Genomic DNA, 17,150 nt, shown 5'->3' on the forward strand with positions numbered 1-17,150 from the left:
CCTTTGTCGTGTGCGCTATGAGTTGTTGAACGGGCGGCTCAACTGCCTCGCCCTTTTGTGCGGGGCAGTTGAGCTAGCCCACTCAGAAAACAATGCGTGATCCCAATGGAACCGGTTTCGCCAGCAATTAGCGCCCTGGTCAATTCCACTGTGGCGAACCGGTACTCCCAAAGTCGGAAGCCACCGCTGCATAGGGTTTCTAGCTGCACTGGTTTTGCCTTTGCGAGTATTGCCAGTGTCGCTCCCGGTACACAGACTATCGCTGGCGAGATACTCGACTCAACATGGGCGGCGGCCAACAGGGCGGCCATCAGCGCCGTATTGGTCTTCCGGATCTCTGTGCGAACCAATTGGGAGAGCGTGATTGCGGGAGGGTGATTCCGACCGGTAAGGAGCTCGTTTGCCAACTCCGGGCTCGGAAACCGAAAACTCCAAAGCGGAAACCCAACAGCGCTCATGGCCGCCAGTTGACCTGGTCCTGCCTTCGAAAGAAGTTCAAGCGTCTCCCTTGGAACCCCGGTGACCTCGCGTGCCAATCCCTCCCCTGCGTCAGCGGCGGTGACAAGAGCGGCCGTCATCGCCTTGTTCACTTTCACGATCTCCGCGCGGATCAACTGGGACGTCGCAATGTTGACAAAACCATCAGGGATGGCATTCAAGACGGTTGTCCCTTGCTGCAATATTCCTGAATCGTCGTTGTTAGAGCCAGTAGGCAGGACCCCATTTGGAGCACCGTGAGCCGGGCTTGTTCACTGAAAAAGCTATGCTTGAGTAACAATGTTGCGGAGAGCTTCTCACAGAATCCTTGGAGGTCGGATTGCAATTGAAGGATATCGCCGTCAACCCCTTGCGTTTGCGTAAGAAGAACTCGCTCCGCTTCGGCATCGGCCAGCTTTCGCGCCGTGGCCTCGAGTTGCTGGGTGACCCGGTCAAGTTCCCTATTGCGGTCGGCGATCGCGTCTTCCATGTTCCGGAAGTTGTCTGGGACCTTCTCCACTACAACGACTTTTTCAACGACGTGACCTTGCTCAAGCTCCACCCGTAGCCGCTCGATTTCCGCCCGTAGCCGCTCGAGCTCCGCCTCGTGCTCACAGATGTCGCGAGACAATGTTTCGATGCGACTTAGGCGTTCAGTCGCGACATTTGAAGTTTCCAGCTCTGCCAACCGACTTTCATTCCTCTGCTTTTCCAACTGCGCGATATGACTATCCTTTGCGGAAAGTTGCCTTTCCTGTGAGCTTATCTGCTCTTTTGCATCATCGAGGCGTTCTTCAAGGTTGTGCTGGGCGTTTATCAAGTCCTTCACGAGCGTCTCGTTGGTCGCCTCGCCGCGCATGGCGCGCTCTCTCACCTCATTCAGCACATCTTCGTCTGCCCCGTACAAGAGCTGCAGGGCCCGGGCGGTAGTGTTGGTTAGCAACTTTCTTGGATCTTCCATACCCTTGATCATCGTACGGGCAGACGCTCCGGTCCTCAGATATCGATAGAGAGATCCTCTGGAGATTTGGAGTGTGACTCTGGCGAGTTCAGTAAATTCGTGATTCTCCATTTCGTCCTTCAGCTCCAGGAGAAGCAAGCACATTCTATTCAACTCGTCGGCCGCACGGTCCCGCGTGTTGATGATTTCGCGGACAAGCGAATAGATCCTCATCCTTTTATCGGGGGAAAGATCGAGTTCAACCGGAATCTCAAATCGTACATCATTTTTCATGAATTGAATCCTGCGTATGTGTCTGGTTGTTCCCACGCTATGGCACTTATGTTTGAAGCGAAGCAACTCTCGAATGCTAGCGAATTTCAAGCGGTTTACGAAGATCTCCCTACCACCGTGGGGAAAAGTTATCCAGTTACGATTCGATTTCACTGCGCTGAATTAGTTGTTTAATATTGTTATCGGCTGCATAAATGTGGCTGTCAATTACGGCTAATTATGTGCTCGAAATTGGCCATAATTTGTGCGTAATCGGCGAATATGAGGCGCGCGATTGGCTGTGAGATTTTGTTTATTATTTTAGATCAATGACTTGCGATTCTAATTTTTGACCACTGCGGGCAAAATCTGTCGATATTCCGTCGCCGCTGGCTGGTCATTACCTAGCGAGACCGCGTGCAGTTCGACCGCGAGTCACGGTCGATTTCTTGTGTCTATCGGCGTGACCACATGCCAAAACGGAGTCAGGATTGGGGGCATGGAACTCTCAATACAACCCATCGACGCGCTCCTGGCCACCCTCGACGCGGAGCTTCTGGAAACGCTGCGCTCCGCCTCGGGTTTCAGCCGTGCACTGTTCGATAGCCACATTCAGCCGCTGCTGGATCGCCTGGCCGAGTGTGTGCAGTCGCTTCCTTTGTCTCGCGATGCATACAACGAGCCGGGCGGTGCGCTGCGCTTCGGCGTGATTAGCGGTCTGATGGCGTTTCGGCTGGCCGATAGCGCCATCTTCGTACCGGGCCACACCGCTGAGACGCGGCGGGTGCTCGATCCGCAGTACCGCTACAGCGGATTCGCGGCGGCGCTGGCATCCGTGCCCGCCATTCTCGAGGCGGTCATGATCGTGACGGTGACCGGTCGGCGGTGGTCGCCGATGAACCAGGTATCGCTGACGCAGGCCATGGTGGACGCCGAGGTGCGCGAATACACCGTCAACTGGAATCCATCGGCACGCGCTCCATCGCGCATGGTCGCTGCGCTGGTCGCCGGCCGGTTCTTCGTGCCGGATCTGTGGGCGGGCTTCGAGGAATCGGTCATTGCGGCGCTCGCGGATGCGATCCTTCCGATCCGTGGGGCGATCGCGGTGGAGACGCCGTTGTGCCGCGTGGTGCGTGTGGCGCAGGACAAGGCGTTCGAGATCAACGCCAAGGAGACGGCGAAACGCATCGATGCGCTTGGCGGGCCGCGCCTGCCCCTGCGCGATATTCTTGCGCTACCGGAAGTCCCCGCGATGCCGACATTTCCGCCCGCGGCGCCATCCCCCACAGCCGTCAGTGCGGCACCTTCGGTAGTGCAGACTTCGGAGCCCGTCGCCGAGACGCAGATCGCCGCTGCCGGGACCTCGACGTTGAGTCCGGAGGTCACCGAGCTGATGAAGGCCATCAGCGTCGATAAGGACGTGGCGCGGATCCGCGCGGATTGTGCCCTCAAAGAGGCGGGGTATTTCTTCCCCAAGAGAGCGCTCGTTCGATACGGGATGACGCTGGAGACGGTCATTAGGCTTTTCGTGGCCGCGGGATTGGTCCGGGAGCAGACCACCACGCACCTGGTCATGGTGCCAGCGTTCGGTACCATGGTCTTCGGCGACGAGGCGGCCTGATGCGCACCTATCGCGACATGTTCCGCCCGAACTACGACGTGGCGACCGCGGGCGTCTGGGCGGGTTCGGCGATGTTCTTGACGGCCGCGCAACCGCCACTGTGGTGGGTCGGGGCGCCGTTTGGTCTCGCACTCGGCGCGCTGCGGGCGAAGGAAGCACTGGACCTGTATCGCTTCCGCATCTCGCTGTCCGTGCTACGTGCGGAGACGCTGCCCGCGCGCGAGGTCATCGCGCGCTCGCGGACAGAGCGCGTGCCGCGCGACCCGCATACCGGGGGCCAGGGCGCCTTCTGGCTGGGGAGCGGCTTCCTGTGGAAGCAACGCCACGCGGAGATCGCCCGTGAGATACTGAGCCGCAATCCCGAGGAAATCGGCACGTTGCCCAAGTGGCTACCGCATAGCGTGGTGCGGCATATCACGCCGCCGAACTCCGTGCTGCTGCGGGAGGACGCGATCGGGGTGCCGTGGATTCATGGGCTGGAGCCCATCGAGATCCCGGTGCGGCTGCCGCTGGATTCCCTGCCGGGCCACACCCTGATTGTGGGAACCACCCGGGCCGGGAAGACCCGCCTCTACGAGCTGATCTCAACCCAGATCATCGACTTGCCGGCGAGCACGTTGTTTGTTTTGGACCCGAAAGGCGACCAGGACTGGGAGCGGCGGCTGCGATCCGAGTGCAAGCGGACGGGGCGCAAGTTCCTGTACTTTCACCCGGCGCACCCGTCAAAGTCGATTCGCATCAATCCTCTGGCCAACTGGGGGAACATCAGCGAGGCCGCCACGCGGCTCACGAATCTCATCGACGCCGACGAGTCGTTTCGCTCCTTTGCCTGGAAATCCCTGTATCGGGTCATGTCCGGGATGGTGGCCTGCGGGGTGCGCCCAAACATCAAGAAGGTGAAGCGCTACATCCAGATGGGCGTTGAGCCGCTGCTCGAGCAACTGCTGACGCAGCGCTTTTTTGCCGCCGAGGGTCCATCATGGGACCGGGATCTGAATCAGGGCGGGGGAGGGAAGCCGGTCAGCCGCCTGGATCTCATGATCCAGAAGTACATCCTTGACGCGAGCAATGTCGACGAATCGATCGACGGCCTGATCGCCATGGTGAAGCACTCGAAGGAGCACTACTCGAAGATGATCCAGGTCCTGGAGCCGATCCTCGAGATGCTCGGCTCCGGCGAGCTTGGCGCCATGCTCTCCCCGGATCCGGAGGACATCAACGACCAGCGTCCGATCTACGATACCCGCAAGATGATCAATGAGCGGGCCGTGGTCTACATTGCGCTCAATTCGTTGCCCGACAAGATCATCGGCTCGGCGATTGGCAGCGTGATGTTCGCCGACCTGGCGTCGGTTGCCGGGGACATCTACAACACGACCGGCAAGACCGACGTGTACATCATGGCCGACGAGTCCGCGGAACTGACCAATGACCAGGCCATCCAGATCCTGAACAAGGGTGGCGGGGCGGGCTTCAAGACCTTCATGGCGACGCAGACGGAGGCGGACTTCATCGTGCGGCTGGGCTCGAAGGAGAAGGCCCGCCAGATGCTGGGGAACCTCAACAATCTCATTTGCCTGCGCGTCAAGGACTATGAGACGGCAAAATGGATCTCCGAGAGCTTTGGCCAGACCATTGCACGCAAACAGACAACGTCCTATTCCAACACGTCCGAAAGCTCCACCGCGTTCACGGAGTTCCGGGGCAGCACCGGCCGGGCCATGGAGGAGAAGGAAGCGCCGTTCGTTTCGCCGGACTTGTTGACCAGACTGCCCGGTCTCCACTACTTTGCATTTCTTGGCGGCAGCACGTTGTACAAGGGCCGCCTGCCATTGATGGCGGACTAAAAAGAAAAGGGACGAAGAAACACGAATAGGTTGTTTTACTACCCGAGGCTATCGGGAAAGTTACGTCTGTCAGAGACGATCACCGCCAACAAGGGGGATCGGGGCAGAAACGGGAAGACCCGCGAGGGTCTGATGCGTTTACATTTGTGCACGTTTAGGATAGCAGGGGCTGGCGTGGACGCCCAACGGGCTAAGCCGAGCGTTCCGCCCGCCAGTTCCTGGCGACTGCGGCAATGCTGCTCAGGAAATACCAGGACCGTAGTTATTAGTCAGACAGGTGCCGCCCCAATGATCCTCTTTGCCGAGAAAAGCGAGTTCAGCCGGCACATCCTGTTCTGGTGGCTGCTGGCGCCGCTCATTGCGCTACTCATCCTGCCTGGCGTGATGTCCCCCGTGTCGTTCCAGATCGAGCAGGCCGAAGTGCGCTTCCTCTCCCACTGGGGCGGCCAGGATCGAGAGGTGACGAGGAGGGCGGACGCCAAGTTCGACCTTTGGTTTGTCGCGCCGGGCTGGGTGGACCGCAGCGTCGCGGTCACGCGGCCGCAGCGCGTGGGCGGCTCATCGCTCGCGGGCGGCGTCTCTTCGTTCCCGGCGGGGACCGGCAGCTGGCTGCGGGACTGGGTGGCCGGTTTCTGGATGCTGGTCTATCGTATCCTCTGGCGCGTGCTGGCCCTAGGCCCGCTCTACCTTACCGCCGCGATCGGCTTTGTCTTGCCCGCCTTCGTGGACGGCATTGGCTCGCGGCTCAAGAAGCGCTATGACTTCGGCCAGCACAATCCGATCTTCTTCTACGCCAGCATGCACTTTGTCCTGCTGGCGGTCGGACTGGCCATGTTCGTGCCCGTTACGCCCTTGACTTTGACGCCGACGGTGCTCGGCGGCTTCTTCCTAGCGACCGCCGCGGCGATCTGGGTCACGGCCGCCAACCTGCAGACGGGCGCTTAACGCCCGAATCCGGCACATTTCACTGCATCTTTCGCCGGCATAATTCGCTGCCGGGGCGGGATCATGTTCGCATGATCCAAGCCAACATCATCGCCGACGCGATCTCCCGCAGCCTGAAGCCGCTTCTTCCCTTTTTCTGGGACGAAGCAGTCACTGAGGTCATGGTCAATCCCGGTGGCATCGTCTTCATCGAGCGCGACGGCAAGATTGTGAACACCGGGCTCAAGCTGCCCGAGTACGAGATCCAGATCGCGATCCAGGCCATCGCGAAACAGGTACGCAAGGATGCGGTGGCATCCTCCGCCGACGCCATCGTGGATGCCATGGTTGACGGCATGCGCTTTGCCGGTGCGCTCGCGCCCACCTCTCCCGACGGCTCAACGTTTTCGATCCGCAAGCACTTGCCTGCGGAGAGGCGCCCCACGCTGGAGCAACTGGTTGCCCGCGAGATGCTGACCGAGGCGCAGGCGGACAAGGTCATCGACCTATTCATCCACGAAGGCCGAAACGTGTTGGTGGCTGGCGGCACGTCTTCGGGCAAGACCACGCTGGCCAATGCCTTCCTCGGCAAGGTGCCGCTGCATGAGCGGGTGATCACCATCGAGGACGCGCGGGAGCTCAACATCACCGGACCCAATCACGTGGCCTGGGTCGCCAATCCGCAGGCCGGGCTGACCGCGCGCCTGCTGGTCAAGCTGGCGATGCGCTTTCGGCCCGATCGCCTGATCCTGGGCGAGACGCGCGGGGACGACACCTACGACCTGATCCGCGCCATGAACAGCGGCCATGATGGCACGCTGACGACCGTGCACGCGAACGGCGCTGAGGAAGCCCTCGACGCGATCGAGATCCTGTTCCAGCAGTCGCTGCCGCCGGGCGCGCAAGTCGACGCCAAGACAACGCGTCGCTATCTCGCCAAAACGATTCACCTGGTGGTGTACGCGAAGAAACACACCCGGATCCTACAGAACCAAGAAATCGCCATCGAGCGCCGCGTGGGACAAATCTGTCTTGTCAAAGGAGTGAATGAACATGGTCAGTACATTCTGGAGGAAGTTTAGGCTCACGCCGCAACAGATCGTCGTCCTGACGGTCCTCGGCATCTTCTCGGCGTCGGCGGCCGCGCAGTCTTCCTCCGGCGGCATGCAGGCGTTCTGCTTCATCATCAACTACTTCAAGCAGATCGTAGGCGCCATTGCAGTCCTGTCCATCATGATCTGGGTGATTGGCTATTTCAACAAACAGGCTCAACTCTCGGAGCTGGGCCAGTACATCTTCCTGGGCTGCGTGATCGCGGCCTCCGCCTACGTGTTTGTTACGGCAACCGGTCTGATCCCACCAGCCTGCTCAGTCTGATGCGCGAATCCATCACCTATCTCGCCTTGCAGCGGCCCATGTTGTCCGCTGGCATTGGCATGAAGGCGGTCGCCCTGATCTGGCCCGGGACCGCCCTGGTGTGCCTCCTGGCGATGTCGCCGCTGCCATTGGCCGTGGGGCTGGCGGCCCATGTCGTGCTGCGCTGGGCGTACAAGAAGGACCCCCAGGTCATTGCGATCTATCTCAAGTATGCCGAGACCGCGGATCACTACCAGCCCTACGTACGAGAGCGGTGCAAGGGCGCACAGCGGCCGATCGGCTATGGGCGGGGCGTGCGATGCTAGAGATCGCCTACAAGAAAGAGGAAGCCGAGCACCCGCAGCAGGAGATCCTGCCTTGGCTCGACTTTGTCACGCCGGAATTGTTGCTGTGCAAGGATGGTTCGCTGCTCGCCGCCTACGCCTACGAGGGGCTGGACCCGGACAATCTCGATGACGATCTGGTCGACCAGGCCGTCACGCAGCTGCAACGTGCCCTCGGCCAGTTCGATTCGCGCCTGACGGGCTGGTGGATCGTCGACAAGCGCAAGGACTACGCGTACCCGGAAGGGGATTTCGACAATGCCACGTCGGCCCAACTGGACGACGTGATCGGCGACGCCTTCCGCGCCGGCATCTCCTACCGCTTCCGGCACTGGTTCTTCCTGCTCTACACCGGGCAACAGGGGGTGGACGGCTACCTCGACAGCGTGACGCGGTTGATGAACGAGGAGGGCAGGAGCCTGCCGGTGGCGCTGCTGCGTGGCGCGCTTGGCTCCGTTTCCGCCAGCACCGCCGTGCTGCGGGACCGCGATCATCTGCTGCAGGCCATCGGCGAGTTCGAGCGGTCGCTGGGGATGTTCGATACGACGATTTCCTCGATGCGATTCGAGCGGCTGGACCGCAGGCCGTTTACCGACGCCCTGTACCACCTCGCCAATCCGGCGACGCGTCTCCCGCCCCCCGCCAAGCCGCCCGGCGTGCTGCTCGATGGCTGGCTGCCGAACGGGTATATCACCACCGGCAAGCAGGCCATGGCCTTCCAGAGCGAAGGGGAGGTCAGGTACTGCGGCGTCATCGGCATCAAGGAGTGGCCGTCGACGACCTCGCCGCTGCTGCTCGAAGCGCTGATGGGTTCGGATGTGGAGATGACGATCTGCCACATTGTCCGCTTTCTCGGCAAGGACCATGCGAAGCGGGAGCTGAACGGGGCGGCGAATTACTACCGGATGACGCTGTTTTCGCCATTCAACTATGTCGCGCAGAAGATGGCGGACGCCGAGCCGGAGCCGGACAGCGGCAAGCAGGACTTACACGACGAGTGCAAGGAGGCCTTGCGGCGCCTGTCCGGCGAGGGGCTTGGATTCGCCTACCATAACCTCTCAGTGGCGGTCTACGCGGATTCGGAAGACGAGCTGACCGCGGGCTGCCAGCTGGTGCACGGACGCCTGGCGGACGTCGAGTTCAAATCCGTGCGCGAGCGGCAGAATCTGGGCCTGTCGTGGGAAGCTATGTTGCCCGGGCAGTGGGCACGCCAATCCCGCTATCACCTGATCAGCCTGGAGAACGTCGCGGACGCCTCACCCATCTTCACGATGGACGAAGGCAGCAGCGAGCACGCCTACTTCTCCGAAGTGCTGAAGCGCCCGGTCTCGGCGCTGACCCTGCTGATCGATGGCTATGGCGGTCGCTACCATTTTGTGCCCCACGTGGGCCAGGTCGGGCACGCCGTGCTCATTGCTCCCACCCGCAGCGGTAAGACCACCTTCGTGTCGCTATGCCTGAGCCAGTTCCGGCGCTACTACGACCCGGAGTGGGGCGACTCGAACGTCTTCATCTTCGACCGGGATTACTCCTGCCGCATCATCACGGCGTTGCACGACGGCCAGCACATCGATATGAAGCAGGGGCAAATGCGGATGAATCCGCTGGCCGTGCTGCGGGATGGCTCCCCCGATGGCTTGGTGTGGGCGCGTGAGTGGATTATCCAGCGCTTGCTGGAGGGCGGCTACCGGTGCGATGCGGACGATCGCGAGTCGATCGATTCGGCTCTCAGTAATCTGGCGCGGTCCACCCAGGTCCTCCGGTTGTCGACGCTGGCGATTCAGCTGCCCACGCACCTCGGCAAGGAGCTGGGCGAGTGGCTGGAGGGCCGGCCCTATGGCATGTTCGACTCGTCGACGGATGACTTCTCGCTCTCCAGCTGGGCCTGCACCGAGATGAAGGACCTGATGGCGGTGGACCGCCTGGCGCGGGCCTTCATCGACTATGCGTTCCGCAAGATCTACGAGAAGCTCGATGGTCGGCCGACGTTCATCTATATCGAGGAAGCCTCCTTTCTGGTCAACCACCCGGCCTTCGCGCCGCGCCTGGACGACTTGCTCAAGACCCTCGGGAAGAAGAACGCCTTTGTGTGGCTGACGGTCCAGTCGCCCACGTCGATCACGACAGCGGAGATGGCGGCGACGATGACGGACAACATCCTGACCAAGATCCTGCTCGCCAACAAGAGTGCGGAGGCGCATCGGGAGTCGTACATCAAGTACTTCGGGCTGACGAACGAGCAGGTCGATATCGTCAAGACCCTCATACCGAAGCGGGAGTACCTGATCGTCGCCGACGGCTTCGCGCGGGTTGCCCGCACCGCGCTGGATGCGAAGTCGCTCCCGTTCCTGCGCTCCGAGGCGCACCTGCAACGCTGCTTCCACGAACACAAGCGCAGCGGCGCTCCCAACTGGAAGGCCAACTATCTCGCGGAGGTCTCAAGGCTATGACTACCCAACGCATCGCTCAACTCATCCTTGCCGGGCTGCTTGTCGCGGCGCCTGGCGCCCACGCCGGCGGCGCTGGCATCGTCTTCGATCCCACCAACTGGATCCAAACCTCCGCGACGGCGGCGTCCACGGTGAAGCAGGAGGCGATCGCCGTGGCCAATGCGGCGCGGATGGTGCAGATGGTGATCCACTCCGGCAAGATGATCCAGCTTCGCGAACTGGGGATCAGCGATCTGGCGCAGGCGGATCAGATGGTCGCCCAGATCGGGCGCCTGACCAGCGCCGACGAGGCACTGCTCCAGGCCCTGGGCAAGAAGACCGACTTCATCGGCGACGTGACGGCGCTGTACGGTGCCTCGCAAAGCAACAGCTTCGGAAGCTTCGTGAGCGGGATCACGCAGCGCGCGGCGCTCGGCAATGCCAATGCCGCGAACCTGATCAACAAGCACGAGGCGCTAAATCAGGGCATCCAGGCCGCGCAGCAGAAGCGCCTAAAGATTGCCAGCGAGATCGGCACCGTGCCGGGCGCCACCCAGGCGATCCAGGTGGCGACGGCCGCGCTGGACACGCTCATCGAGCAGAACCAGCTGCAGTCCGCCGCCGTCTCGGCGCAACTGGCGAGCGCCGCCAAGAAGGAGGCGGCGGAGTCCGCGCGCGAGCAGACGGCCGACCGGAGTGCGTTGGACTACGCCACCGGCATCAACCAACGGCTTCAGCAGCTTGGCATCAAGTAGTCCACAGCCATCAAATTACTCATGAATCCGCTCTGCGTCTTCTTTCTACGCTTGCTTGCAGTGCTCACGTTCCTGTTGGCCGGTGCGCCACCCGCAGCGGCCCTGGCCATCACGCAGGATAGCGGCGAGACCCCCCCATTCATCGGCTACCCGTTGAATGCGGGCAAGGCGCAGGCCGGCAGCGACAAGTGCGCGGCCGTCCCAGACTACTTTGCTGGCATGGAAAAGATTGGCGCGAGGTTCAAGGTCCTTGATGGCTTGGAAACCAGCCTGATCATGAAGGGGAAGGCGACGGCAGACAAACTCATGATACCCGCGAGGGTGATTGGGGGAACACTGGCGCTCATTGCGCTGCTGTGGGGGTTGGCCGTCGCCATGGGCACCGCGCGAGGGACCCCCGTTACCGTGGTGATCGATGTCGTGGTGCCCGCTGCAGTCGTCGCGCTATTCCTTGCCTACTACGCCCAGTTCGTCGACGGGTTGGTGAGCGCGAGCAAGTTGATAGCCTCCGCGGCCGAATCCCCCTGGGCCGCGGTATTGAAGCTGGTGGGATCGATGCTGAACACGCTGATGGGTGGCCTCACCAGCGTTGTCAAGGGATTCACTTGCTCAAGTTTCAGCTTAACTACGCTTGGCGTCATTCTCGGGAGTCTTGTGGCAATCGTTCTGTTGCTGATGGCCACCTACGTCATGATCAAGGCGCTGGTCGATATCATCGCCGTCATCTTCCTGGGGCCCTTCCTGGCGGCGGTGGGCGCGGCAGTCGGACCCATCTTCATCGCCTTCGGTGCCTCCAGTTGGACCCGGCCGTGGATCAGCAGCTGGGTGGGTTTCCTAATTCAGGCGCTGCTGTTGAACTTCTTCGCCGCCCTCGTGCTGGAGCTGATGGCGGCGCCATTTGACGAATTGACCAAGACGATGCACTTTGCCGCGGTTGCCGGGCAGGGGGGATTCACAGTGGCGCTGGACGCGCTCGGGATTCTGGGCATCTCGCTGATCGCCTCGCGGATCTTTGGGCAGATCCCGCAGATCGTGTCGGCACTCCTTCCGGGCAACCTGGGCGTCGTGACCGGAGATGGAGGCAGGGGTACGCCAAAGGCGATGAAGGATGCAGTGGAGCACACAAAGAAGAGGGCTGGAGCAGGACTTGGTGCCGTCGGGAGTGCCGCCGGGAAGCTTGCGATGAAGATTCCTGCGGTGAGAACGGCGGCGGCCGGCGCCTCGATGCTCACCAACAAGCTGCTAGGGCGTGGTGGCCGGGGCGGGTCCGGAGGCGGATCTTCCAACGGGGGGCAAGGATCTGCCCGACCATTCAAGCCGGTGAGCACTACCAGCGCGCAGCGCGCCGCCTCGCGCATGGCCGCCCGTCGCGGCAAGTAGGGCCGACACCGAACGCCGGCGTCATTGTGCTGCGCTGGATTGGCTGCCAGCGCTTCTTCCACAACGCCAAGGTGGGCAAGGATCCAATACAAGGCGCTGCGGCGAAACAAGCTCGTTGTCACCGTGCCACCGCATCACAGTTCGCAGGAGTGCCGCCAGTGCGGCCACACCCATCCAGACAACAGGCCCTCGCAGGCCGTGTTTGTCTGCAAACGCTGCGACTTGATCACAATGCCAGCCTGGTCATTCGCGACCGAGGCGTGGCACTGATTCTGTCAGGGGAATTCTCGGCGAAGGGCAAGAAGAAGACGGTGCGCCTGAGAACCAAGGTAGGGGCGGGATGCTCCGAACCGGGGGCCGAAGGGGCCTCTACGTCAGGGGAGACTCGAGTGTGACATCGGGCGGGTAACTGCAAGGTGCGTAAGTCGCTGAACCTGGAACCCCCGCTACAAGCCGAAAGCTTTAGCGATGGCCACGAGGATGTCTGGCGCCCGGCCGACGTGGACCGCGCGGTTCAGGCGCTGATGTCGGTCAAGCTCGTTTGCAAGTGTCATCAGCCGGGCTTCGGCGGCTTCCTCGCGCGTGATGAACCGCGAGTACATGTCCTCGGTCTTTTCAGAGCGTACCCCGAGGCTTTTCTGTTTGTTGTCCACTCCGGTCCGAATGAGGTACTCGCGGCCCTTCGTGGTTCGCCAGAGCATGCCGCCGCGGACCTCTGCGGCCTTGGCACGCGCAGAGTCCCACGCTTCGAACACCGCCTTGGCGTCGATGTACTGGCGCAACGCATCTTCGTCCAACTCGATCCAGGGATCCATATGGTTTCCGTATAAAACAGCACTATGTCTATTTTATACTGAAACATCCAAAATGTGCTTCAAACGACGCATTCGACGCGGGCCCGCTCGCACGCTCGGCAACACAACCGGGCAGAGCCCGCCGCGGTAGCGCCAAACCTGCGGGCACTCTAGCGCGGTATCAGGAGAAGGGGCGGAGGCGGCGCTGCCCCTCCGACAGCCCCTCCGACCGGCTCGCAAGGAAGCATTAGAGGCACGCAGGACGCCGGATCGGCGCTTTCCTGCGGAAGAATTCTTCGGCACGGTCGGCAGAGAAGGCCGAGGCTGGGTAAGGATCCTAGGCCGGTCTTGGCCGATCTTCGACACTTCTTGTTAACGGGGTTGCCCCTTCCCTACTCGACAGCTAGGCCTGTTCTGTTGGGGAGACCCACGCGTGAGACGGCTCACCGCGAATCAGGATGTTTTCTCCATAGCATTCGAGTCGTAAAAACCGCGCGGTGCCTGAAAAAATGGGTACATGAACCCATTCCGCAAATCTCCGCGCTCCACGTCCCTCCCGGCGACGCCGCCCGAGTTCACGCCCGGCGATCCGCACGAGGCTGCGCGACGCCGCCACTACGAACTCGGTGCCGGCTCGCGCATCGAGAGAAACCGCTGGTTCCTTGTCTCGTGCATCTTAGGCGTGGCGCTGGTCGTAAACGGCGCGGGCACGTTCCGCTTGTTTCCGCTCAAGGTGGTGGAGCCGGTGGTGATTCACCAGTCGGAATCCGGCAGGCGCGTCGTTGATATCAACCAGTCGGGCAATTGGATGCCGGACCAGCCGGCGCTTGCGTTCTCGCTGAATCAATGGGTGGAGTGGGTGTTTGCCATCAATGGCGCCACCGTGGAGGCCAACCTGGCACGCGCAGCGGCCAAGACGGTTGGCACCGCCAGCGACCAGCTGCGCGACCTGCGCCGCAGGGAGAACCCGCTGGTGCTGCTGCGCGACAACTCCAAGCTGGTGCGCGAGTACCAGAACCTGTCCGTCAACTTCCTGGAGGGCGGCAATGCCGCCTTGCTCCGGTTCCGCACCACGACGCGACGCGCGCCCGGCGCCGTGCCCGAGTATCGCAACTATGCCATGACGATCAATTTCACCGTGATCAAGCCGACCACGCGTGAGGAGATCCTCAAGGATCCCGCCGGCGTCTACATCACCGGCTTCAACCTCACCGACGAAGCAACGACGACCAAATGAAGCGACGACTCCTGACCCTTCTTCTCTGCGCCGCGATGGGTGTTTCGGCCGCGCATGCCAAGCCTAAAGCGTCTCCGCCGGAGGAGCAGCAGTCGATCGCCGCGTTGCCCATTGAGGTGCCCGACGAAAGCCGTATTGTCATGTTCACCTACAGCCCGGACGCCATCTTCAGGATCCTGACGACACCGGGCACCGTAACGCATCTGGAACTGGAGGCCGGGGAAGGCGTCGTGGAGCTGCCAGCGATCGGGGACTCGATCCAATGGCGGGTGAGTGGCGGGCCGCGCAATCTGTACATCAAGCCGCTACGTCCGAGTCTGGCCACCACGCTCACCGTCGTGACGGACAAGCGCACCTACCAGTTCGACCTGCGTTCCGGCGAGCCAGGGGCCAAGCGGTTCCAGAAGGTGAACTTCCACTACCCGGAAGTGGAGGCCGCGCTGACCCTCAAGGAACGCGACAAAGTGGAGTCGGTCGAGACGGAAAAGGCTCGCCTGAAGTCTCAGGAACTGGGTGGGGCGCCCGATCCGACCGCCTACGACTTTGCCTACGAGTCCGAAGGGGATGCCCCCTTCAAGCCGCTCACAGTCTTCAACGATGGCAAGCAGACGTTCTTGCGGCTGCCAGCGGTGCAGGATCAGCCCGGCGTTTTTCTCTATGAAGACGACAAGCCGTCGCTGGTCAACTATGTGGTGAAGGGGGACTACGTGGTGGTCGATCGGGTCGCCAAGAAGCTGTTGCTGAAGCTGGGCAAGCGCGAGGTGCGGGTCTCGCGCAAGACGTCTGGATGGAACTGGGGCAGCAACTGATGGCCACCGACCTCAAGGATCCCTTCGTCGACCGTCCGCGCGCCACGCCGGCCCAGTCGCTGGCGGACAGCGGCCCGTCGCCAACGCTCACCAAGGGCAAGGCCAGGCGGAATCTGCATGTCGTGGCATTGATCATGCTCGCGGCGAGCGTGCTGGTATGGATGTTCTGGCCCGAGCACACGAAGCGCGTGGCGCCGGCGGATCCGCTCGGCAAGGCGGATCTGGCGCCGGCGGAAACGGCGGGCAAGCAGCTGCTGCGCGATCTCCAGGAGGACGCGAGCGTGCCGGCCGCGTCGCCGCAGGCTGGCACCGCGGCGATGCCGGCGCCGATGGGGGAGGGCAATGCGGCGTCGCGCCCGCTCGGCGCTCCGGAGCTTGCTCTGGACGGGCGAAGCAGTGGCCCCAGCCGCGAGGAGGAGATCTGGGGCTCGGCGATCACCGCCGGCGCGTCCGTCACGCTGAAGAAATTTGGCGGGACGGAGGCGAGCACGCTGGGCGTGGGCGGCCGGGATCCGGGGATGGCGCCGGCGGCACCGAGCACGCCGGATACGCTTCCCGAGCGGCAGATGGCCTTGCTCTCCCAGCTTGGCCAGCAGCAGCCCGCAGCCAGCTCGCGGTCGGCGGACAGTGCCTTCCTCAAACAAGCGGCAGGTGACGCACCGAATCAGATCAACCGGCAGCAGGCGGCCCATGCGCAAGCGGTGGTCTACGAGGGGACGGTGGTGCGCAGCGTGCTGATCACCGGCGTGAACAGCGATGTGCCGGGCACGGTCACCGCGCGCGTGACGTCCACCGTGTACGACTCGATCACCCAGCGTATTCCTCTGATTCCATCCGGCTCTGTGCTCCGGGGTGTCTATCGGAACGAAGCGCAGGTCGGGCAGACCCGCGTGCTCATCGCGATGCAACGGATGATCCTGCCCAACGGCAGCTGGATACCGCTGTCCGGTGCCTCGGCTGCCGACATGCAAGGCATGGCCGGCCTGGACGCCGATGTCGACAACCACTTCTTCAAGATTTTCGGCAGCTCGCTGGTGGTCGGCGCGGCATCGCTCCTGGTGTCGAAGGCGTCGCAGAACGTCACGATCAACGTCGGGGCGGGAGGCACGCAACTGGGCGGTTCCGTCTTTGCGCAGTCGCTCTCCGAGACCGTGCGGGCCATGCTCCAGCGCAACCTGAATATCCAGCCAACGCTGACCGGCGAAGCCGGCTCCAAGTTCCTCTTTGTGGTGTCGCGCGACACCCTCATGTCGCCATGGAGTGCACAAAAGTGATTAAGACAGCCATTGCCTCTCTCTTCCTGGTCGGCGCGGCGGCCTGCGCGCAGGCGCAGGGTGCCGATTCGCCGGTACGCATCGTCTTCAACGATGGGGTCAATACCTACATCCAGGCGCGGCCCGGGATCGCCCTGACCGTGCCGGACGCCGTGCGCCGGCAGGACACGTTCCTGGTGCGCGGCATGCCGGTGGAGATCACGGTGTACGCGAATGGTAGCCGCTATGAGATCCGACGCACCGGGAATACGACCCAGGCTTACATAGTTGAACTGGTTGTACCTCGCGCTCCAGCGGCGCCAGCGCTGTCGGTGGCCGTGGCGGCGGCGGTGGCACCTGCTCCTATTGTGTCCGCCGCAGCACCGTCGCCCGCAGACGCCTTCGGCCGGCAGGCATCCACCTCGAAGGTTGCAGCCACCGTGACCGCCCCAGCGATGTCCGACGAATCGCGGCTGGCCGTCGCGGGCACGACGGACAACGAAATCCGTGCAGCGATCGCAGAGGCCAAGGCCAAGGGCTGGACATCGATCAGCGCGGCGGGGGACCCCGAGTTCGTTGTGCGTGTGCACGCGCTGTGGAACGAGGTTGCCCCGGCGTCGCCGGCGGCGATGAACTATTGAGTTTTACAAAAAACATGACAACCGATTCTATGCTGGTGCGTTTTATCTCGAACAAGTTGATTGGAGATAT

At 62.3% G+C, this 17,150-nt stretch carries 17 protein-coding genes; 14 read left to right on the forward strand and 3 right to left on the reverse strand.

What is annotated here, in order from left to right; genetic code table 11:
• Nucleotides 1-38: 38 nt before the first annotated feature.
• Entirely contained in the window at nucleotides 39-659 is a 621-nt protein-coding gene (locus ACGLHR_RS37840; protein WP_400100493.1) for a hypothetical protein, read from the reverse strand.
• On the reverse strand, nucleotides 656-1,711 hold the full coding sequence (locus ACGLHR_RS37845) for a hypothetical protein (protein WP_400100495.1): 1,056 nt from the start codon (nucleotides 1,709-1,711) through the stop codon (nucleotides 656-658). Before ACGLHR_RS37845 ends, ACGLHR_RS37840 begins: the two co-directional genes overlap by 4 nt.
• A 478-nt stretch (nucleotides 1,712-2,189) precedes the next feature.
• On the opposite strand from ACGLHR_RS37845, the gene ACGLHR_RS37850 reads away from it, so the two are divergent.
• The 10 genes from ACGLHR_RS37850 (at nucleotide 2,190) to ACGLHR_RS37895 (ending at nucleotide 12,616) form a co-directional block, all read left to right on the forward strand.
• Nucleotides 2,190-3,311 carry a TraI domain-containing protein gene (locus ACGLHR_RS37850; RefSeq protein WP_400100497.1) on the forward strand — a complete coding sequence of 374 codons (1,122 nt, stop codon included), beginning with the start codon at nucleotides 2,190-2,192 and terminating at the stop codon, nucleotides 3,309-3,311.
• On the forward strand, nucleotides 3,311-5,158 hold the full coding sequence (gene traD, locus ACGLHR_RS37855) for a conjugative transfer system coupling protein TraD (RefSeq protein WP_400100499.1): 1,848 nt from the start codon (nucleotides 3,311-3,313) through the stop codon (nucleotides 5,156-5,158). Before ACGLHR_RS37850 ends, traD begins: the two co-directional genes overlap by 1 nt.
• 288 nt (nucleotides 5,159-5,446) lie before the next feature.
• Nucleotides 5,447-6,103: a DUF4400 domain-containing protein gene (locus ACGLHR_RS37860; RefSeq protein ID WP_400100501.1), complete on the forward strand. Its 657-nt coding sequence runs from the start codon at nucleotides 5,447-5,449 to the stop codon at nucleotides 6,101-6,103.
• A 71-nt stretch (nucleotides 6,104-6,174) separates the two neighbouring features.
• The gene (locus tag ACGLHR_RS37865; protein ID WP_400100502.1) at nucleotides 6,175-7,164 is read left to right on the forward strand and encodes a CpaF family protein; all 990 of its coding nucleotides are present in this window, start codon (nucleotides 6,175-6,177) and stop codon (nucleotides 7,162-7,164) included.
• Nucleotides 7,130-7,459: a hypothetical protein gene (locus ACGLHR_RS37870; protein ID WP_400100504.1), complete on the forward strand. Its 330-nt coding sequence runs from the start codon at nucleotides 7,130-7,132 to the stop codon at nucleotides 7,457-7,459. The genes ACGLHR_RS37865 and ACGLHR_RS37870 overlap by 35 nt, the downstream gene beginning before the upstream one ends.
• Nucleotides 7,459-7,764, forward strand: coding sequence for a VirB3 family type IV secretion system protein (locus ACGLHR_RS37875; RefSeq protein ID WP_400100506.1), 306 nt, complete (start codon nucleotides 7,459-7,461; stop codon nucleotides 7,762-7,764). Before ACGLHR_RS37870 ends, ACGLHR_RS37875 begins: the two co-directional genes overlap by 1 nt.
• Nucleotides 7,758-10,232 (forward strand): VirB4 family type IV secretion system protein, encoded by a 2,475-nt coding sequence (locus ACGLHR_RS37880; protein ID WP_400100508.1) that lies wholly within the window; start codon nucleotides 7,758-7,760, stop codon nucleotides 10,230-10,232. Before ACGLHR_RS37875 ends, ACGLHR_RS37880 begins: the two co-directional genes overlap by 7 nt.
• Entirely contained in the window at nucleotides 10,229-10,966 is a 738-nt protein-coding gene (locus ACGLHR_RS37885) for a hypothetical protein (protein WP_400100510.1), read from the forward strand. Before ACGLHR_RS37880 ends, ACGLHR_RS37885 begins: the two co-directional genes overlap by 4 nt.
• A gap of 21 nt (nucleotides 10,967-10,987) precedes the next feature.
• Nucleotides 10,988-12,346 carry a type IV secretion system protein gene (locus tag ACGLHR_RS37890; protein ID WP_400100512.1) on the forward strand — a complete coding sequence of 453 codons (1,359 nt, stop codon included), beginning with the start codon at nucleotides 10,988-10,990 and terminating at the stop codon, nucleotides 12,344-12,346.
• 39 nt (nucleotides 12,347-12,385) lie between these two features.
• Nucleotides 12,386-12,616 carry a zinc ribbon domain-containing protein gene (locus ACGLHR_RS37895; RefSeq protein ID WP_400100514.1) on the forward strand — a complete coding sequence of 77 codons (231 nt, stop codon included), beginning with the start codon at nucleotides 12,386-12,388 and terminating at the stop codon, nucleotides 12,614-12,616.
• Between the two features lie 176 nt (nucleotides 12,617-12,792).
• Here the strand turns inward: ACGLHR_RS37895 and ACGLHR_RS37900 are convergent, their stop codons facing one another.
• Nucleotides 12,793-13,161 carry a hypothetical protein gene (locus ACGLHR_RS37900; RefSeq protein WP_400100516.1) on the reverse strand — a complete coding sequence of 123 codons (369 nt, stop codon included), beginning with the start codon at nucleotides 13,159-13,161 and terminating at the stop codon, nucleotides 12,793-12,795.
• Between the two features lie 496 nt (nucleotides 13,162-13,657).
• On the opposite strand from ACGLHR_RS37900, the gene ACGLHR_RS37905 reads away from it, so the two are divergent.
• The 4 genes from ACGLHR_RS37905 to ACGLHR_RS37920 are packed head-to-tail and all read left to right on the forward strand — an operon-like array spanning nucleotide 13,658 to nucleotide 17,080.
• Nucleotides 13,658-14,377, forward strand: coding sequence for a type IV secretion system protein (locus ACGLHR_RS37905; RefSeq protein WP_400100518.1), 720 nt, complete (start codon nucleotides 13,658-13,660; stop codon nucleotides 14,375-14,377).
• Nucleotides 14,374-15,186 carry a TrbG/VirB9 family P-type conjugative transfer protein gene (locus ACGLHR_RS37910; RefSeq protein WP_400100520.1) on the forward strand — a complete coding sequence of 271 codons (813 nt, stop codon included), beginning with the start codon at nucleotides 14,374-14,376 and terminating at the stop codon, nucleotides 15,184-15,186. The genes ACGLHR_RS37905 and ACGLHR_RS37910 overlap by 4 nt, the downstream gene beginning before the upstream one ends.
• A complete protein-coding gene (locus tag ACGLHR_RS37915; protein WP_400100522.1) occupies nucleotides 15,165-16,460 on the forward strand; it encodes a TrbI/VirB10 family protein in 1,296 nt (431 codons plus the stop codon). The genes ACGLHR_RS37910 and ACGLHR_RS37915 overlap by 22 nt, the downstream gene beginning before the upstream one ends.
• Nucleotides 16,457-17,080 carry a hypothetical protein gene (locus ACGLHR_RS37920; protein ID WP_400100524.1) on the forward strand — a complete coding sequence of 208 codons (624 nt, stop codon included), beginning with the start codon at nucleotides 16,457-16,459 and terminating at the stop codon, nucleotides 17,078-17,080. Before ACGLHR_RS37915 ends, ACGLHR_RS37920 begins: the two co-directional genes overlap by 4 nt.
• Nucleotides 17,081-17,150 lie beyond the last annotated feature (70 nt).

The sequence above is a fragment of the Cupriavidus sp. CuC1 genome (genome assembly GCF_044627735.1).
Lineage (GTDB): Bacteria > Pseudomonadota > Gammaproteobacteria > Burkholderiales > Burkholderiaceae > Cupriavidus > Cupriavidus ulmosensis.